Source organism: Nocardioides sp. Iso805N (assembly GCF_000364605.1).
Lineage (GTDB): Bacteria > Actinomycetota > Actinomycetes > Propionibacteriales > Nocardioidaceae > Nocardioides.
In genome coordinates this window covers 35,506-52,383 of sequence record NZ_KB822587.1, presented here as the reverse complement: position 1 = coordinate 52,383, position 16,878 = coordinate 35,506, and the positions used below count along the sequence as shown (strand labels likewise).

13 protein-coding genes are annotated in these 16,878 nt (G+C 69.2%); 6 read left to right on the top strand and 7 right to left on the bottom strand.

Annotated features, from left to right (window positions below):
- The first annotated feature begins 1 nt into the window (after nt 1).
- From H036_RS23830 to H036_RS0119405, 3 genes are read left to right on the top strand one after another with little or no spacing between them, the layout of a single operon-like run.
- A complete protein-coding gene (locus H036_RS23830; protein WP_017936477.1) occupies nt 2–676 on the top strand; it encodes a cysteine hydrolase family protein in 675 nt (224 codons plus the stop codon).
- Nucleotides 673–1,584 carry a TIGR03619 family F420-dependent LLM class oxidoreductase gene (locus tag H036_RS0119410; RefSeq protein WP_017936476.1) on the top strand — a complete coding sequence of 304 codons (912 nt, stop codon included), beginning with the start codon at nt 673–675 and terminating at the stop codon, nt 1,582–1,584. Before H036_RS23830 ends, H036_RS0119410 begins: the two co-directional genes overlap by 4 nt.
- The gene (locus tag H036_RS0119405; protein WP_017936475.1) at nt 1,581–2,783 is read left to right on the top strand and encodes a CaiB/BaiF CoA transferase family protein; all 1,203 of its coding nucleotides are present in this window, start codon (nt 1,581–1,583) and stop codon (nt 2,781–2,783) included. Before H036_RS0119410 ends, H036_RS0119405 begins: the two co-directional genes overlap by 4 nt.
- A 107-nt stretch (nt 2,784–2,890) precedes the next feature.
- Here H036_RS0119405 and H036_RS0119400 read toward each other — a convergent pair whose 3' ends face one another.
- The 6 genes from H036_RS0119400 to H036_RS0119375 form a co-directional block, all read right to left on the bottom strand.
- Nucleotides 2,891–3,658, bottom strand: coding sequence for an SDR family NAD(P)-dependent oxidoreductase (locus tag H036_RS0119400; RefSeq protein WP_017936474.1), 768 nt, complete (start codon nt 3,656–3,658; stop codon nt 2,891–2,893).
- A gap of 65 nt (nt 3,659–3,723) precedes the next feature.
- The gene (locus tag H036_RS0119395) at nt 3,724–5,358 is read right to left on the bottom strand and encodes an AMP-binding protein (RefSeq protein WP_017936473.1); all 1,635 of its coding nucleotides are present in this window, start codon (nt 5,356–5,358) and stop codon (nt 3,724–3,726) included.
- Nucleotides 5,355–8,096, bottom strand: coding sequence for a branched-chain amino acid ABC transporter permease/ATP-binding protein (locus tag H036_RS23825; protein ID WP_017936472.1), 2,742 nt, complete (start codon nt 8,094–8,096; stop codon nt 5,355–5,357). Before H036_RS23825 ends, H036_RS0119395 begins: the two co-directional genes overlap by 4 nt.
- The gene (locus H036_RS23820; RefSeq protein WP_017936471.1) at nt 8,093–8,842 is read right to left on the bottom strand and encodes an ABC transporter ATP-binding protein; all 750 of its coding nucleotides are present in this window, start codon (nt 8,840–8,842) and stop codon (nt 8,093–8,095) included. The genes H036_RS23825 and H036_RS23820 overlap by 4 nt, the downstream gene beginning before the upstream one ends.
- 44 nt (nt 8,843–8,886) lie before the next feature.
- Complete coding sequence (locus tag H036_RS0119380) at nt 8,887–10,104, bottom strand: ABC transporter substrate-binding protein (RefSeq protein ID WP_157417661.1); 1,218 nt, start codon at nt 10,102–10,104, stop codon at nt 8,887–8,889.
- 220 nt (nt 10,105–10,324) lie between these two features.
- Nucleotides 10,325–11,083 (bottom strand): Crp/Fnr family transcriptional regulator, encoded by a 759-nt coding sequence (locus H036_RS0119375; protein ID WP_017936469.1) that lies wholly within the window; start codon nt 11,081–11,083, stop codon nt 10,325–10,327.
- A 164-nt stretch (nt 11,084–11,247) separates the two neighbouring features.
- On the opposite strand from H036_RS0119375, the gene H036_RS0119370 reads away from it, so the two are divergent.
- The 3 genes from H036_RS0119370 to H036_RS0119360 all read left to right on the top strand — a co-directional run bounded on the left by H036_RS0119370 (nt 11,248) and on the right by H036_RS0119360 (nt 15,312).
- Nucleotides 11,248–12,042: an SDR family NAD(P)-dependent oxidoreductase gene (locus H036_RS0119370; protein WP_017936468.1), complete on the top strand. Its 795-nt coding sequence runs from the start codon at nt 11,248–11,250 to the stop codon at nt 12,040–12,042.
- 226 nt (nt 12,043–12,268) lie between these two features.
- Nucleotides 12,269–13,738, top strand: coding sequence for a class I adenylate-forming enzyme family protein (locus H036_RS0119365; protein ID WP_017936467.1), 1,470 nt, complete (start codon nt 12,269–12,271; stop codon nt 13,736–13,738).
- Nucleotides 13,735–15,312 carry a class I adenylate-forming enzyme family protein gene (locus H036_RS0119360; RefSeq protein WP_017936466.1) on the top strand — a complete coding sequence of 526 codons (1,578 nt, stop codon included), beginning with the start codon at nt 13,735–13,737 and terminating at the stop codon, nt 15,310–15,312. Before H036_RS0119365 ends, H036_RS0119360 begins: the two co-directional genes overlap by 4 nt.
- Nucleotides 15,313–15,376: 64 nt before the next feature.
- Here H036_RS0119360 and H036_RS0119355 read toward each other — a convergent pair whose 3' ends face one another.
- Nucleotides 15,377–16,711 carry a FadR/GntR family transcriptional regulator gene (locus H036_RS0119355; RefSeq protein ID WP_017936465.1) on the bottom strand — a complete coding sequence of 445 codons (1,335 nt, stop codon included), beginning with the start codon at nt 16,709–16,711 and terminating at the stop codon, nt 15,377–15,379.
- Between the last annotated feature and the right edge of the window lie 167 nt (nt 16,712–16,878).

Here is a 16,878-nt window from a genome sequence, read left to right as displayed (position 1 = left end):
CGTGACGGATGGGGCTGCCGTCCGCGGGCTCGAGCCGGGCAAGCGGGCGGCGGTGGTCATCCACGAGTGGCAGCGCTTCACCGTCGACCCCGCCCTCAGCGGCACCCCCGGGCTTGCCGCAGACGCTGCGGAGCGCGACGCGACGGCGAAGATCAACCGCGTCACCGCCGCGGCTCGGGCGGCGGGCCTGCCGGTGTTCTGGTCGACGATCGAGCCCCGGGCGGACCGCGTCGGGACCGCGGGCAACTGCGTGCTGCTCTCGGGTCTGCGCAAGGGAGCGCTCGCGGCTGGCGAGGAGGCGGCGCAGCTGCACCCGGACATCCACACCGAGCCCGGTGACATCTGGATCCGCCGGGTCCACGGGCTCACGCCGTTCCATGGCACCGAGCTCGAGTCCTACCTGCGGGAGCAGAGGATCGACACGGTGATCCTGGGCGGCGTCTCGATCGACGTCGGTGTCTCCGGCGGGGCTCTCGAGGCGGTCAACCGCGGGTTCTCGGTGGTGGTGCCGCGCGACTGCACCGCCGCCAGCGCTGCCCACATCCACGACTTCCTGCTCCAGTACCAACTGCGCCTGCTCGCCACCATCAGCGACGCCGCGTCCGTGGAGGTCGCGCTGACGAGCCTCGGGTCGGATCCGAACTGCCGGCCCGTATCAGAGGGAACGAGTCGATGAAGGTCACGGTCGAATATCCCGTGGGCGGCCCGGACCACGATCCGGCACTGCTCACGACCAAGGGTGTGATCGCCGTGGCGCAGGCCGCGGACCGCCTGGGGTACGACGCGATCGCCTTCACCGAGCACCCGGCTCCCTCGGCCAAGTGGTTGACCCACGGCGGCCACGACACGCTGGATCTGACCGCCGCGCTCTCCTTCTGTGCGGGCGTCACCGAGCGGATCCGGCTGATGAGCTACCTGCTCGTCGTGCCCTACCACAACGCGTTTGCGATGGCGAAGGCGCTGACCACGATCGACCTGCTCTCCGACGGCCGGCTCACGGTCGTCGCGGGTGCCGGCTACCTCCGCTCGGAGTTCCTCGCGCTCGGCGTCGACATGGAGGAGCGCAACGCGCGCTTCGACGAGGCGCTGGACCTTGCGCGGCAGCTGTGGTCGGGGGGCCCTGAGGGCGTCACCTTCGAGGGGCAGCACTTCCGCGGAGTCGGCGTGGCCCAGGTGCCCGGTCCCGTGCAGGCCGGCGGACCGCCCATCCTGATCGGCGGCAACTCCGCGCTTGCCCGGCGTCGTGCGGCGCGACACCAGGGCTGGAGCCCGCTGGTCGTCCCGGAGGCGATCGCGAAGACGTCCCGCACCGCTGCGCTGACGCTGGACCTGCTGCCCCAGCAGATCGTCGAGGTCCGCGCGGAGACCGCCCGGATCCAGGGCCCTGGTGCGAGGCCCACGATCCAGGTCCAGGGACCGCACGCGGGGGTGATGCGGGGCGGCATCTCTGATGCTGAGCACCGCGAGCATGTCGCCCACCTGGCCGAGATCGGCGTCGACTCGATGGTGCTGCAGCTGCCCTGCGGCTCTGTCGAGGACGCCATCCGTGGCTTGGAGTGCTACGCGGAGGAGCATCGCGCGTGAGCGCGGCATCGGGCGATCGCCTGCCGCTGGCGGGCGTCAGGGTGGTCGCGCTGGAGCAGGCGGTGGCGGCGCCCTTGGCGACCCGCCATCTCGCCGACCTGGGTGCTGAGGTCATCAAGATCGAGCGGGTAGGGGAGGGCGACTTCGCGCGCGGCTATGACGACGCGGTGCGGGGGCTCGCCTCGCACTTCGTCTGGCTCAATCGAGGCAAGAAGTCGGTCGCCCTGGACGTGAAGACGCCCCGGGGCCGGGCCATCGTGACGGAGCTCGTCGCCGAGGCCGACGTCTTCATCCAGAACCTTGCGCCCGGGGCCGCGGCGCGCCTCGGCCTCGACGCCGACACGCTGCGACGCGACCATCCCCGCCTGGTGGTGGTCGACCTGAGCGGCTACGGCAGCGCCGGTCCGAAGGCGGCGCACAAGGCCTACGACATGCTCATCCAGGCCGAGACCGGCCTGATCTCGATCACCGGCACACCCGACGAGCAGGCGAAGACCGGCATTCCCGTCTCCGACATCGCCGCGGGTATGTACGTCGTCACGTCCGTCCTCGGTGCGCTGTTTCGGCGGGAGCGGAGCGGTGAGGGCGCTGCCATCGAGGTGTCGATGTTCGACGCCACCGCCGAATGGCTCGGTCACCCGATGTACCTGCAGATGTACTCAGGGCGGCAGGTCCCGCGGATGGGGGTCAGCCACGCCGCCATCGCGCCGTACGACGCCTATCCGACCTCCGACGGATCGATCCTGATCGGGGTCCAGAACGATCGCGGCTGGGAACGGTTGTGCCGGGAGGCGCTCGCGGACGCCGCGCTCGCCGAGGACGCCCGGTTCCGGACCAACATGCTGCGCGTGCAGCACCGACACGAATGCGACGGGGAGGTCGCACGCAGGACGCGGCAGTGGCGGACGGCCGAGCTCGAGACACGGCTTGCCGCTGCGGGCGTGCCGGCGGCACAGATCAACGACGTTTCGGGCCTGATCGATCATCCGCAGCTCTCCGAGCGGGACAGATGGCGCACGGCCGACACCGAGACGGGGCCGGTGCGGGCACTGCTCCCGCCGATGACGTTCGCCGACGTCGAGCTGCCGACGGGTGCGGTTCCGGCGCTGGGCCAGCACACCGCCGAGGTGCTCGCGGCCCGGTGCGGCGTCGACGAGTCCGGCTACCAGGCGCTGAAGGAACAGGGCGTCGTGCCCTGATCGGTTTCGCCGACCTGGTGAGGCGGCAAGAGGCCCGGTCCGATCGACTCGATCGGACCGGGCCTCTGCTGTTGCCTGGTGCTCGTGGCTCCTGATGGTGCTCAGGGTCAGCGCGGTGCCATCCGGATGGCACCGTCGAGCCGGACGGTCTCGCCGTTGAGGTAGCCGTTCTCCAGCATCTGGGTGGCGAGCATGGCGTACTCGTCGGTGTTGCCGAGGCGGTGCGGGTGGGGCACCGAGGCGCCGAGCGACTCGCGAACGTTGTCCGGGAGCTTCGCCAGGAGCGGGGTGTCCATGATGCCGGGGGCGATGGTGTTGACCCGGATGTTCTGCGAGGCCAGGTCGCGCGCCGCGACGATGGTCATGCCGACGACGCCACCCTTGGAGGCCGAGTAGTTGATCTGGCCGATCTGACCCTCGAAGGCGGCGACGGAGGCGGTCATCACGATCGCGCCCTTCTCGCCGTCGACGGCCTCGTGCCGGGCGATGCGCGCCGCGCCGAGGCGCAGCGCGTTGAAGCTGCCGGTCAGGTTGAGCCGGATGACGAACTCGAAGTCCTCCAGCGAGCCAGGCGAGCCGTCCTTGTTCAGGATGCGTAGCTTGCGTCCGGCACCGGCGCAGTGGACAAGTCCGCGCAGGCCGTCGGCCTGGGCGTCGGCGGCATCGAGTGCGGCGGCGAAGGAGGCTTCGTCGGTGACGTCGCCGGTGACGAACTGCGCTCGCTCGCCCAGCTCGGCGGCGATCTCCGCGCCCGGGGAGGAAGGCAGGTCGATGATCGTGACGTAGCCGCCCTCCTTGATCAGGCGGCGGGCGGTGGCGAGGCCGAGACCGGAGGCACCTCCGGTGATCGCGGTGGTCAGGCCTTCGAGCTTCATGCAGACTCCTTTGGGATTAAATCGTTCTAATCATTCAACTGCTTGTTGGGGGAATCGGCAAGAGGTCACGACACGCGCACCTGCTCCCGCAGCTGCTGACGCAGCGCGAACTTCTGGACCTTCCCCGACGGTGTCCGCGGGAGGTCGTCCAGCACGATCAGCGTCTCGGGGGTCTTCTGCCGCGCCAGGCCGGCACCGGTGAAGTGGGCCCGCACCTCGTCCAGGGTCAGAGACGTGCCCTCGCGCAGCCGCACGTAGGCCGCGACGCTCTCGCCGTACTTCTCGTCCGGCTTGGAGACGACGGCGGCCTCCGCGACCGCGGGGTGGGTCACCAGGACGTCCTCGACCTCCTTCGACGCGATGTTCTCCCCGCCGCGGATGATGATGTCCTTGCGTCGATCGGTGATCGTGATGAACCCGTCGGCATCGGCGCGGGCGATGTCGCCGGTCAGGTACCAGCCTCCCGGGAGAAACGATTCCAGGTCGAGGCTGGCGTCGCGGTAGCCGACGAAGAGCTCGGGACCACGGGTGGCCAGCTCGCCCTCCTGGCCGGTGGGCAGGTCCCCGCCGAGCTCGTCGACGATCCGGAACTCGTTGCCCCGCCGGGCGCAGCCATCGGTGAAGGCGCGGTGCTGGAGGGTGTCGTCTCCGAGCGAGGACGAGACCGTGGGGTGCTCGGTGCTGCCGTAGACCCGGGCGAGGGCCAGGCCCTCCCGGTCGGCACGTTCGACCAGGCTCGCGGGGACGTTGGCGGCACCGGCCACACCGAAGTGCAGCGGCGAGACGTCGACACCGCGGCGCGCCGCCTCGTCGAGCAGGGCGTTGAAGTGGAGCGGGGTGCCGCTCGTGGTCCCGCACCGGTGTCGCTTGATCAGGTCCAGCGCGCGGGCAGGGTCCCACCGGTCCATCAGGACGACGTCGACCCCGCGAGTTGCCGGGGTGCAGATGCCGATCAGACCCGCGACGTGACCCGCCGGCCAGGCGACGAGGGCCGACTCGTCCGGCTCGAGCTGGTCGACCGAGATGTTGCCGATGAACTCCGCCAGCAGGGTGTTGTGGGTGTGCTGGACGCCCTTGGGGGCGCTCGTCGTGCCTGAGGTGTAGATCATGCAGCAGACGTCGTCGGCGCCGACTCCCGGATCCGCGTACTCGGCGTCCGGGGCCAGGGTCAGGAGCTCGGACCACAGGGTCCCCGAGCCGGTCGGCTCGTCGGCGATGAAGATGACCTGGTCCAGGTCCGGAAGCGGCTCCAACCGGTTGACCCGATCGGTGAAGTCGATCGCGCGCCAGCGGTCCGGAATGATGAGCGCACGGGCGCGGGACTGGCGCAGGATGAACGACATCTCCGTCGCGTCGTAGATGTGCGTGATCGGTACGACGAGGGCCCCGGCGAGCCAGGCCGCGTAGTAGGCGATGACCAGCTCGGGGCGGTTCGGCACCTGCACCGCGACGACGTCGCCGGCACGGATCCCGAGTCTCTGCAGCCCGAGGCAGGCGCGGGTGGCCTGTTCGGCGAGTTGAGGCAGCGTCAGCCGGATCTCCGCGTCGTCGCCCGCGAAGACGTAGCCGGTGTCGGGGAGCTCGGCCGCCGCACGCAGGAACTGCTGGCCCATGGTCTCCTGGCCGAAGTAGCCCTCGGCGTACCACCGAGCGCGCAGGGCCTCGCGATCGGATCGGACGGTCTCGGGGGTGATGCTCATGTCGGTTCCTTTGCCAAGGGTGCGGAGTGTGCTGCCATCTGGGTGTCGTCATCGTCGGCCTGCCCAAGATAGGCGTGCACGACGGCCTCGCTCGTGCGGATCTCCTCCGGCGTCCCCTCGGCGATCACCTGACCGAAGTTGAGGACGCAGATCCGGTCACACAGGGCGAGGACGAGTTCGACGTTGTGCTCCACGAAGAGGATCCCGAGGTCCCACTCGTCGGCGAGACGGCGCAGGAGGTGCCCGAGCTCGCGTGCCTCCACCGAGCCGAGGCCGGCCGCGGGCTCGTCGAGGGCGATGACCTTGGCCCCGGTGGCGACCGCGCGGGCGATGCCGACCAGTCGGCGAACGCCGTAGGGCAGATCAGCTGGACGCGAGTCGAGGTAGGGCTCCAGGCCGAACTCGTGGATCGCGGCCATCGTCGCCGCGGTGACGCGTGGCGCCGTCGGTCGGATCATGTCGGTCAGGAAGAGGCGGAACCTTCCGCTGTCCGAGGCGACCAGGAGATTGTCGAGGACGCTCAGATCGTCGAAGAGCTCCAGGGACTGGAACGAACGGGTCAGGCCGCGCCGGACCCGTTGCGCAGGGCGTCGACCGGTGAGATCGTCGGCGCCCAGAAGGACCCGACCGCGCGCGGGGCTGACGAAGCCGGTGGCCGCATCGATCAGCGTGCTCTTGCCGGCGCCGTTGGGTCCGATGACCCCGACCACCTCGCCGGGTCGGACAAGGAGGCTGACCTCGTCCAGAGCCTTGACGCCGCCGAAGGAGACGGAGACTCCCTCCAGCCGCAAAGGCTCGCCCGTCACCTGGTGGGGTGTCGTGCTGGTGGCGAGGATCGCCAGGCGTTCCGCAGCGCCGGATGCCGGTACGGCCGGTCGCCGTCGCTCGAGGAGCCGGCGCAGCCTCCCAAGGTCGCGCAGGCTCTGGAAGGCGAGCCCGTCCTGCGCGCTGAGGAGCATCAGGGCCAGAAGGACACCACCAGCGAGCGGCAGGTACTGGCCGACGGTCGGGCCGAACCCGTCGAGCACCTTGCTGCCGAGCGAGCCCAGTTCGAGGAGCCCGCCGTAGATCGTTCCGGCCACGAATCCGACGCCCCCGATGACCGACCAGCCGACTACCTGGATCGACTCGATCGGGTCGTAGGCGGTGAACACGATGATCGGGTTGCGGAACGCGAGCAGCGATCCGCCCGCCCCGGCTATGACGCTGCCGAGTGCGAAGGCGACCACCCGGGTCTGCGCGACCGCGACGCCCAGGGACGCGGCTGCGCGCTCGTTCGAGCGGACTGCGATGAGTCGCCGTCCGCTGGTGCCGCGACGGAGGTTGGCGACCATGACGGCGAAGAGCACGAACGCGACCAGGACGACGGTGGCGTACCGCTCGGAATAGAGGATCGCGCCGACGTCGACCCCACCGATGGTGGGCTCGGGGATGCTGAACTGGCCGCTCTCGGTCCGCTGCGAGTTGTTGAAGACCAGGCTGTAGAGCGCGACAGCCATCCCGAGGGTGGCTACCGCGAGGTTCACGCCCTGGGCGCGCAGGCAGACGACGCCGACGATGACGCCCAGCGGAAGGGCGGCCAGACTTCCCAGGATGATGGCGGGCAGGAAGGGGAGATGCGCGTGGGCCGCGAGCCCCGCGGAGATCCAGGCACTCCAGCCGGCGATGGCGAACTGGGCGAGTGAGAGCTGCCCGCTGTAGCCGGTCACGACGACCACTGACAACAAGATGAGTCCGGTTCCGAGCGTCGTCGTGGTGGAGTCGCTCCACTGCGGCGAGGTCGTCCAGATGATGACCAGCGCGACCGCCGCCCACAGCGCGATGAGCGGCAGCCGGATCCGGCCTGTGCCGAGCCGGGGGAGTCGCTGCGCGATCTGCGTCCGTGAGCCGCCCGAGGAGCCGCGAGCCACGAGGACGCCGAGCATGGCGAGGAACGGCACCGCATCGGACCAGCCGGGGGCATGCACGTAGCGCTCCACCTCGGCCTGGATGACGCCGATGAGGAGGCCTCCCACAAGCGTGAGCGGGAACGACGTTAGTCGGCCGGTCACCGCTGCGGCGAGTGCCGGTACGACGAGAAGGGTGAACCCGGTCACCGACAGATTGGTGATCGGAGCGAGGAAGACGCCCGCGATCCCGGCGAGCGCTGAGCCCATCGCCCAGTTGCAGGCGGCGATGCGGGACGGTGACCAGCCGAGCGAGGCGAGTGCTCGGCCGTTCTCGGTGGCGGCCGTCGTAGCCATGCCGAAGCGGGTGAAGCGGTAGACGAAACCGAGGATCGCGGTGATGGCGAGGGCGCCGCCGAGGATCCACAGCCGGTCCAGGCCGACCGTCACCCCCCAGAAGTGCACTCCTCGCGTCGGCAGCCCTGATCGAACGACGATGGAGGGCCCCGGATAGAGCAGAGCAACGGCCTCCTGCGCGATGATCAGCACGGCAAGGCTCGCGATCACGCGCGAGAGCATCGAGCTGCGCTGCAGGGGACGCATCAAGCCGTAATAGACCACCAGTCCGATCAGGGCGGCGGTGGCGACCCCGGCAGCGGCGGCGAGCGCATAGGGAAGGGTGCCGTCCTTCTCGAGCTTCCAGAAGACGAACGTGCCGCACATACCGATCGCGCCGTGACCGAAGTTCACGATCCCGGAGCCGCGATGGATCACCACCAGGCCCAGCGCGAGGACGACGTACAGCGCTCCGGCGGCCATACCGATGATCGCGAACTGCAAGAACACCGTCATGAGGTCACCTCCTTGCGAACATTGGTGTCGGTGGGCATGTCGGCCAGGTACGAGGCCTCGATCTCGGACATCCGTCCCCGAAGGTCGCTGGCGCGACCCTGCATCACCACGCGGCCATGCTTGAGGACGTAGGCCCTGTCGGATACGGCGAGCGCGTTCTGGATCTGCTGCTCGACCAGGAGCACTGCCAGACCGTTGTCTGCTGCGGCCCGTACCGCAGCGAGCAGGCGCTTGACGATCAGGGGCGCCAGACCGAGCGAGAGCTCGTCGACCAGTAGGACGCGTGCCTCGGAGACCAAGGCGCGGGCCAGGGTGAGCATCTGCTGCTCGCCGCCCGACAGGAGGCCGACGCGGCGCTTCAGCAGGGGCCGCAGTTCGGGGAAGAGCGTCAGTGCCGGCTCGACATCGTCCAGGGCGAGCCGCAGGTTGTCGAGCACCGTCAGCGACATCAGGACGCTGCGATCCTCCGAGATCAGGCGCAGACCGTTCTTGGCGCGCACGTGGAGCGGGTCGCGCGTCGTGGAGCCGAGGAACCGGACGGATCCAGAGGTGGGCATGAGCTCACCGGCGAGCACCATCAGGGTGGTCGTCTTGCCGGATCCGTTCGCGCCGAGGAGCGCAACGACCTCGCCCGGCCGGACCTCGATGTCGACCTCGTGAAGGACCGGGACCTGTCCGTAGCCCGCAGAGATCGACTCAGCACGGATGGCAACCGCACCGGCCGTGTCGGCGGAAGCTGCCGACACGGCCGGAGTACGGCGCGTCATCTTCGACGTGAACACCTGCGCCCTTACTTGAGGACGGCCGCGGGCATCTGCTGGAAGTCGGGGTACAGGAGGGCCGGCTTGCCGCCCTTGACCTCCCACGCCAGATACGACCAGTTGTGGACCCGCGGATAGCCGGCGTACGGCGTCTCCGTCGACGATCCCCACGAGATCGGCGCCAGCAACCCGGTCTCGACCTGGGTGGCAGCCGCGCTGGTGGCGACGCTGGCGGCCGTGTAGGAGCCGTCGACGCCCTTGAGGACCTGCTGGAGCGCCGTCACGTCCGCCCAGGCGGTCAGGGCGAACTTGCTGAGGGCGGGAGCACTGGGCTGGTACTTCTTGACGCCTGCCAGCACCGTCGCGACCGCCGGCACGCCCGTGTCGCCGGTGCGGTACTCCTGACCGGTCAAGATGATGCCGTCGGACGCCGAGCCGAGCGTCTTGATGGCGGCGTCGGACAGCAGCGAGCTGTCCGCGCCGATCTGTAGGGTGCTGCTCGCCTGACGGGCGGCGATGATCACCTTCGCGCCGGAATCAGGTGCCTCGACCGGAACCAGGCAGTCCATGCCCTTGGAGAGAAGGGTCTGGACCGGGGCGGAGTAGTCGGCCTGGTCCTGCGGGGCCTCGACCTCGCCGGCCCACTGCGCGCCTGAGGCCATGACGGCGGTCTTGAGCCACTTCGCGCCGGTCTCGGTCGCGGGCAGCGTCAGCACGATCGCGCCGACCTTGGTGCAGCCCTTCTTGACGAGCTCGACGCCCAGGCTCGCGTACTGCGCGGGAACGCCGGCGTCGCGCGGGAAGGACACGTTGCTGGTGCCATCGATATCGGCGGCGACGCTGGAGTAGACGAAGGGGATGTGTGCTGCCTGGAGAACAGGCAGAACGCTCGGCGAGTTGGGCTCGTAGGCGGACGTGACCGCCACGACCTTCTCGGACACAGCCTGGCGCGCACAGCCTGCGGCGGTGTTGGGATCCATCTTGTCGTTGCAGTAGACGACCTCGAGGGGGTGGCCATTGAGGCCGCCAGCGGCGTTCAGCGCCGCAACGGCGGCCTTGGTCGATGCCTCAGCGTCCCCCAGGGAGAGAACCGACGACTGGAACGGCGCCATCGACAGGATCTTGATCGGGCTCGTGGCCGAGTCGCGCCCCGAGGCCGACGAGTCGGAGCTCGAGCCGCAGCCGGCGAGGAGGCCGGTGGCGGCCACAGCCGCGACCGCGACGAGGAGGGGTTTCCTGACACGCATGTACATCTGCCTCATTCCGCTTCGGGGTTGTCGCCTGGAGACTCCACAGGGACACTAAAAGAGTGCACTCATTATGATGTTCGAACGGTATGGGCCACTGACGCGCAGGTCAATGCCCTCGGGCGATCAATCCGCGTTCGAGAGCGCGCTGAGCGGGGGAGTGGCCCGAGGGAGCGGTATCAAGCGCGCGAGACGGGGCCCTGTGGCGGGCGCGGGGGCGTCATGACGCCTGCCAGAGGCCGTCGAGCGGCAGCTGGGTTGTGGTCTTGGATGCGGCCGTGGCCGCCAGGCGCCCGACCTTGCCGTCGCGCTCGAGCACCCGTTGGTGAAGCTCATCGATGAGGGTCTCGTTCGTTCGCCCGAACGCGAGCCGGCGCATGGCGTCGGCATCGAGGCCGGTGATGGACGCGCCGTCGAGGGAGATCAGGCCGCGTGCGGCCAGTTCGCTCACGGCCTGGCTGACGGTCGTCCGGTTCGTGCCGGCGAGGCGGGCAACATCACGTCGGGTCATGTGCGTCAAGGCCGGAGCGTCAGACCCGGCTATCCTCATCGCCCAGAGCTCGAGGAGCTGGCTGGCGATGCGTTGGTGCAGCGTCTGGTGCCGCCGGACCAGCGCGACGGCCTCACGGTGGCGCACTCGCGCGATCGTCGAGGCGAGCACGGCTCGCGCGAGCTCATCCTGGTCGATCGGCCGGGTCGCGAGCATGTCCAGCCACGTGATGCGTGTCAGTGCGACGGCCTCGATGCTCAGCGCCTGGTTCGACGGCATGCTGGGATCGACGAGGGCGCCCTCGCCGATCGTGCGACCCGCACTGACGAGGTCGACGGCGACCTCCCGTCCGGTGCCGTCCTGGCGGAAGATCGCAAGGATGCCCGTCTCCACGATGCCGAGGAATCGGGCCGTGCTGTCGGTCGCCAGGGTGTCGCCCCTGAAGAGGACTCGCCTCGGGGCCTCGAGGAGACCTGGTGTCACGCGCACGTCTTGAGACTATCAAAGAGATAACTCATTATACTGAACGCCTGACCGCAACGGCGTACCTCATCGGGCGCAGGGTCCTGGGCGACGGTCGTAAATCATCTAGTTTATTTGACGGAATTATGGGTGGTCGTTACGGTCAGGCCACGCAACGGAGAGGGGGCGACATGAGCAACGTCGTCGTCACCGGCGCCGCGAGCGGCATCGGCCTGGCCGTGGCAGAGGCCTGCATCGCGCGCGGTGACCGGGTGATCGGTATCGATCTCGATGGAGCGGAGCTGCGCTGCGACGTCAGCGATCCCGCTCAGGTCGAGGCCGCCGCTGTGGCCGCCGTCGACATGCTGGGCACGGTGGACCTGGTGGTCCATGCTGCCGGGGTCTCGATCAGTGGGCGCGCGCTGAAGGCCACCGCGGACGACGTCCGGTTCGTCATCGACGTCAACGTCCTCGGGACGATGTACGTCGCCCACTCCTTCGCGGGGCGGATGGCGGCCCAGTCGGGCGAGTCGTGCCTCGCACTGGTGGGCTCCGAACACAGCATCGGCGTGCCTCACCTGTTCTCCGCGGCCTACACGGCCTCCAAGCATGCCGTGCTCGGCTACGCGGACGTCCTCCGTCGCGAGCTCCCGGAGCACGTCCAGGTGACGGTGTTGTGTCCGGGGCTGGTGGCGACCGACCTGTGGAGGTCGCAGGAGCGCCGCGGCCCCCTGCACGGCGGTCCGCGGGAGGTCGCCTCGGATGCGGGTGCTCTGATGGCGCAGGGCATGCCTGCGGACGAGGTCGCTGAGCGCCTCCTGGCCGGCGTCGCTGCTGGTGAGTTCCTGGTCGTGACCCATGGGCACGCTCGCGCCTTCGCGGACGAGCGGTACCGGCTGATCGCCGACGCCTTCGACCGGCAGGCGCCGGCGGTGGATGACGATCGCTACGCACTGGGACGGCTGGTTCCGCCGCTCGCGCCCTGATCCACGGGACGCATGGGCGTGGCGGCTCGACCGCGTGCCGCGCCTCCGGCGTGTTCGACGCCGCACCCGTCCGGCCTAGGCGACGGACGTCATCAGTGCCCTCTTCTGTGAGCGGGGCGCGGACCCTGGCGAGGCTATGCGCTCAAAATGGTATAACTGATTCAGCGATATCGGGGTTTCGTGACAAACTAGTGTCCTTTTTGGACGGCGGAGGAGTGATGAGCCGATGGCTCTGACAGTGGTCGGACGCGTCGTAGCCCATCCCGCGTCGATCGTCTGGGGCCGCCGGCACAGTGCGCGCCCGATCTTCGTCGAGGACCGTGGTCGCACCTGGACGTGGCACGACCTGGCGGTGGCCGCGAGCGACGTCGCGCGCCAGCTGGGCGCGCTCCAGGGCGGGCGCGTCACTGTCACGCTCCCCAACGGCGGCGCCATCGTCGCCGCGATCGTGGGCGTCTGGCTTGCCGGCGGCGTGCCGGTCCCGCTCTCGCCGCGTCTTCCGGCGGCCGAGCGGTCCCGGCTCCTCGAGAGCATCGGGGCCGTGCAGCATGTAGCGGCTGCCTCGGTGGACGTGACTGCTGAGGTTCACGTCGGCTTCCCGTCTCACACTGCGCGGGTCGATGAGACACTCGCGCCCGGTCTCGTCGACGTCGATGATCCCGGCATCGTGCTCTGCACCTCGGGTACGACCGGCACACCGAAGACGATCGTGCACTCGATACGGGCGGTGTGGGGTCAGATCGACTCGGTCTCGCGAGCCGTGGTCGACCCCGCCGCGATGCCGCCTCTGCGCGATCTCCCGCCCGATCGCATCCAAGCCGCGCCCATGGTGCACATCGCGGCGATCTTCGCCATGATGTTCAACCTTTGGCGGGGCAGGAGCACCGTGGTGATGCAGGGCTTCGAGCCGGTCAGGTACGCCGAGCTCGTCGACGAGCATCGGGTGGCGACGCTCTCGCTCGTGCCGTCGATGATCCGCATGCTGCTCGACTCCGAGGTGACCTCACTCGCGCCGGCCACGCTGGTCACCAGCGGCACGGCCGCGCTCCCGCCGAGCTGGCGCGACGACTTCGAGACTCGGTTCGGTGTGCCTGTCCAGGCGACCTACGGTCAGACCGAGGTCGGCACGATCGCTGTGGAGCCGGTCGCCGACGTGCTCGAGGGGAATCGTCGCGACGGCACCGCCGGCCGGCTGGTGGCCTCGGTGGCGATGCAGGTCCGCACCCAGGACGGCCGCGTGCTCGGGCCGGGTGAGACGGGCCAGCTGTGGATCAGTGGAGACTCGGTCGGCCGGATCCGCTCGGACACGGGTGCTGCGGTCGTCGACGGGTGGCTCGACACGGGCGATATCGGCTACCTCGATGAAGACGACTACGTCTTCCTGACGGGCCGGAGCAGAGACCTCATCATCCGGGGCGGTCTCAACATCATTCCCGCCGAGGTCGAGAACGTGCTCACCGATCACCGTCGCGTCCTCGAGGCCGCCGTGACCGGTCGGCCGGACCCGCGTCTGGGCGAAGTCCCGGTGGCCTGGGTGCGACTGGCGGAGGAGGTACCCGACGCCGACCTCGATGCCTTCGTGAGGAAACGGCTCGCTGCCTACAAGATCCCCGTCGCGTTCCATCGGGTGGAGACCTTTCCACGCACCGATACCGGCAAGATCCGCAAACATGAACTCGTAGAGGAGCGCGTATGACCCTGCAGGCACAGGCCGCCACCGACAGGTGGAGCACCTTCGACGTGGTCAGCTACGCGACCGATCCCGAGAACATGCTGCCTACGCGGATCCGGCGCTGGGCGGAGGCCGAACCGGAGCGCCCGTTCCTCATCGAGGCGGCGACAGAGCGGACGGCCTCCTACGGCCAGCTCTGGGAGCAGGCCCGGACGTGGGTGAGGTGGCTTCGTGAGGAGGGCGTCACCGCAGGCGACTTCGTCGCCACGGTCCTTCCTTCCTCCATCGACGCGGCCGCCGTCTGGCTCGCGCTGGGCGCAATAGGCGCGATCGAGGTCCCGGTCAATCCCGAGCTCGTGGGAGACTTCGCTGCCCACGTCATCAAAGACGCCTCGCCGACCCTGTGCCTGGGCCGTCCGGACCTGGTGGGCAACCTGCGGGCGTGTTGCCCGGACCTGAGGATCGTCGAGGTCGAGCGCGATGGGCGCTTCCTCGACGGCGTACAGCCCGCGGACATCGAGACCTTGCCTGGTCCGGAAGGCGTGGCCTGCATCATCTACACCTCGGGTACGACGGGGCCCGCGAAGGGTGTGGTGATCCGGTGGGCGCAGTTCGCGGCGGTCGTCGGCCGGATGCCGATGGAGGAGAGCGACGTCAGCCAGGCGAGCAGCCCCATGTTCCACGTCACCGGGCGGACGCCCCTCGTCGTGATGGCGGACGTCGGCGGCCTGGTCGTCCTGCGTGAGCGCTTCTCGCGCTCCGAGGTGCTCGAGGACGCCCGTCGCTACCGCATCTCGGTGGGAACGATCATCGCCTCCCTTGTCCTGACCCTCCCTCCCAGCCCCACCGACGAGGACAACGCGTTCCGCTACGTCTTCACCGGGCACAGTCCGCTGCTGTGCGAGCAGTGGGGCGAGCGCTTCGGGGTCCGCGGCTACGACTGCTATGGCTCGACCGAGATTGGCTTCCCGATCGTGCGCCTCGAGCCGCCGGTGGACGTCGAGCGTCTCTGGATGGGCAAGATCCGCCGTGGATGGGAGGGGAAGGTCGTCGATGCGGACGGGCGCACCGCTGCCGACGGCGAGTCGGGTGAGCTGTGGATCCGCGCCGGAAGCAGGCTCATGCTGATGGGCCGCTATCTCAACCAGCCGGACGCGACCGCCGCAGCCTTCGATGGTGACTGGTACAAGACCGGCGACATCGTCATCCGGCACGGTGACGGCAACTATGAGTTCCTCGATCGCGCGCGCGACACGATCCGTCGACTCGGTGAGAACATCTCGAGCACTGCCGTGGAGACGGCCGTGGAGAAGCACCCGGACATCGCCCTGGCCGCCGTCGTCGGAGTCCCGGACCAGGTCGCAGGACGCGAGGTCCTCCTCGTGGTCGAGCCCGAGCCCGAGGCACGGGTCGAGGAGGAGGAGTTCTACGCCTGGCTCCGTACGGCGGTGCCCAAGCACGCATTGCCGCGCTATCTCATGGTCGTCGGAGCACTGCGGCGCACGCCCACGGGCAAGGTCCTCAAGCAGACGCTGCTCGACGAGGTCGATCTGAGTGCCGCTTGGACTCCGCCGTCCGCGCGGCGCTCCTCAGTCTGACCGCGCACGGTGGTGGGAAGGAGCGCCCCGTGCCTGCGCTGCCCAACGTCCCTGGACATCACACCTAGACGAGCGTGTTCGCGGAGGAGAGGTGACGGCCCATCCGATGGCGCGCGAGGCTGACATCGCCCTGCCCGATCGCCTCCAGGATCAGCAGATGTGTCTGCGACCGGTCGGGCGTCGCCGGCGGATCGGCGGGCTGATGGGCCGCGTCGGTCACCCCGAGCCTCGTCGTACCGATGAGCGCGCGCACCAGAAGGGTCGTCAGCGGGTTGCCGGCGAGCTGCGCGATCCAGGCGTGCACGTCGGGATCGACACCCGCAGGGCCGGACTGCTCCAGACGCATCTTGACGCGTGCCTGCGCATCGCCGCGGGACGCGGCCGCACCTGCAGCATCGATCTCGAGGATGCTACGGACCTCGAGGATGGAGCGGGCATCGACGCCGATGTAGTGCAGGTAGAGCGCGAGTGCTTCGACGACCTCGGTGGGATCGGGTGCACACACCACCAGGCCGCCGTTCGGCCCCTCGCGCATGCGAACGACCCCGTGATGCTCGAGGATCCTGACGGCCTGACGCAGGGGCGCTCGAGTCACGCCGAGGCGCTCGAGCAGCTCGGCCTCGTGGCCGAGTACGTCACCGGGCTGGCGCTGAACGACCTCTGCGGCGAGCTGCTCGGCGACGCGCTCGGCGACCTTGCCACTCGTGGAGGCCTGAAGCCGCGGGGTGCGTGTCGAGCGGTGCTCCTCCACCCAGCGACGGTCGGCGTCGAGGCTGCGTCGCATGCGGCGTTCCACCGCTGCGCCGTCGCCGGCGATCATCGCATCCACGATCAGCTGCCAGGCCCGACGACGCCCGCCGGCGGACTTGCCCGCCAGCGTTGCACCCTGCGGCGCTCCGGCCCACATGCCGGTGACGCGCGTCAACGTCGGGATGACGATGGCGAGCACCGGATTCCCCGAGATCTGTCCCAACGTCACCTCGATGCTCTCGTCGAGGGGCGTGGGCGCGTCGACGAGCGCTCGCAGGGCAGCGACATCGTGTTCGGAGAGACGCTCGGAGGCGAGCCGCGCGGCGAGGAGCTGCAGGTGGATCCGTACGTCGTAAAGGTCGTCCAAGGAGATGCCGGCCAGGTAGATGTGCGCAGCAACGGTGCTGGCGACGACATGCGCGGCCGGCTGCTGGACGATCAGACCACCGGACCGACCTCGGTGCATGGCGGCGAGCTGGGTGTGCTCGAGAATGCCGATCGCCTCGCGCAAGGTGGCGCGCGAGACGCCGTACCGGGCGATGAGCCCGGCCTCGTTGCCGAGGTTCTCCCCGACCGGCCATCCCCGCGCGACCACGTCGTTCTTGATCGCAACGGCGACCTGCTCGGCGAGCTTGGGGGGACGCTCCATGGACGAAGTCTCTCCTAACGGTTCAGCAACAAGTGGACTGACCCTAATAGTGGCCTATTATCCGAGCATCGGTGTGACGTCCATCACATGAAGGCAGCGTTCGATGTGATGAGTGCAACGATTCCTTCGGTTAGAACGGTGTAACTAGTGACCGCTAAGCGGTCGTC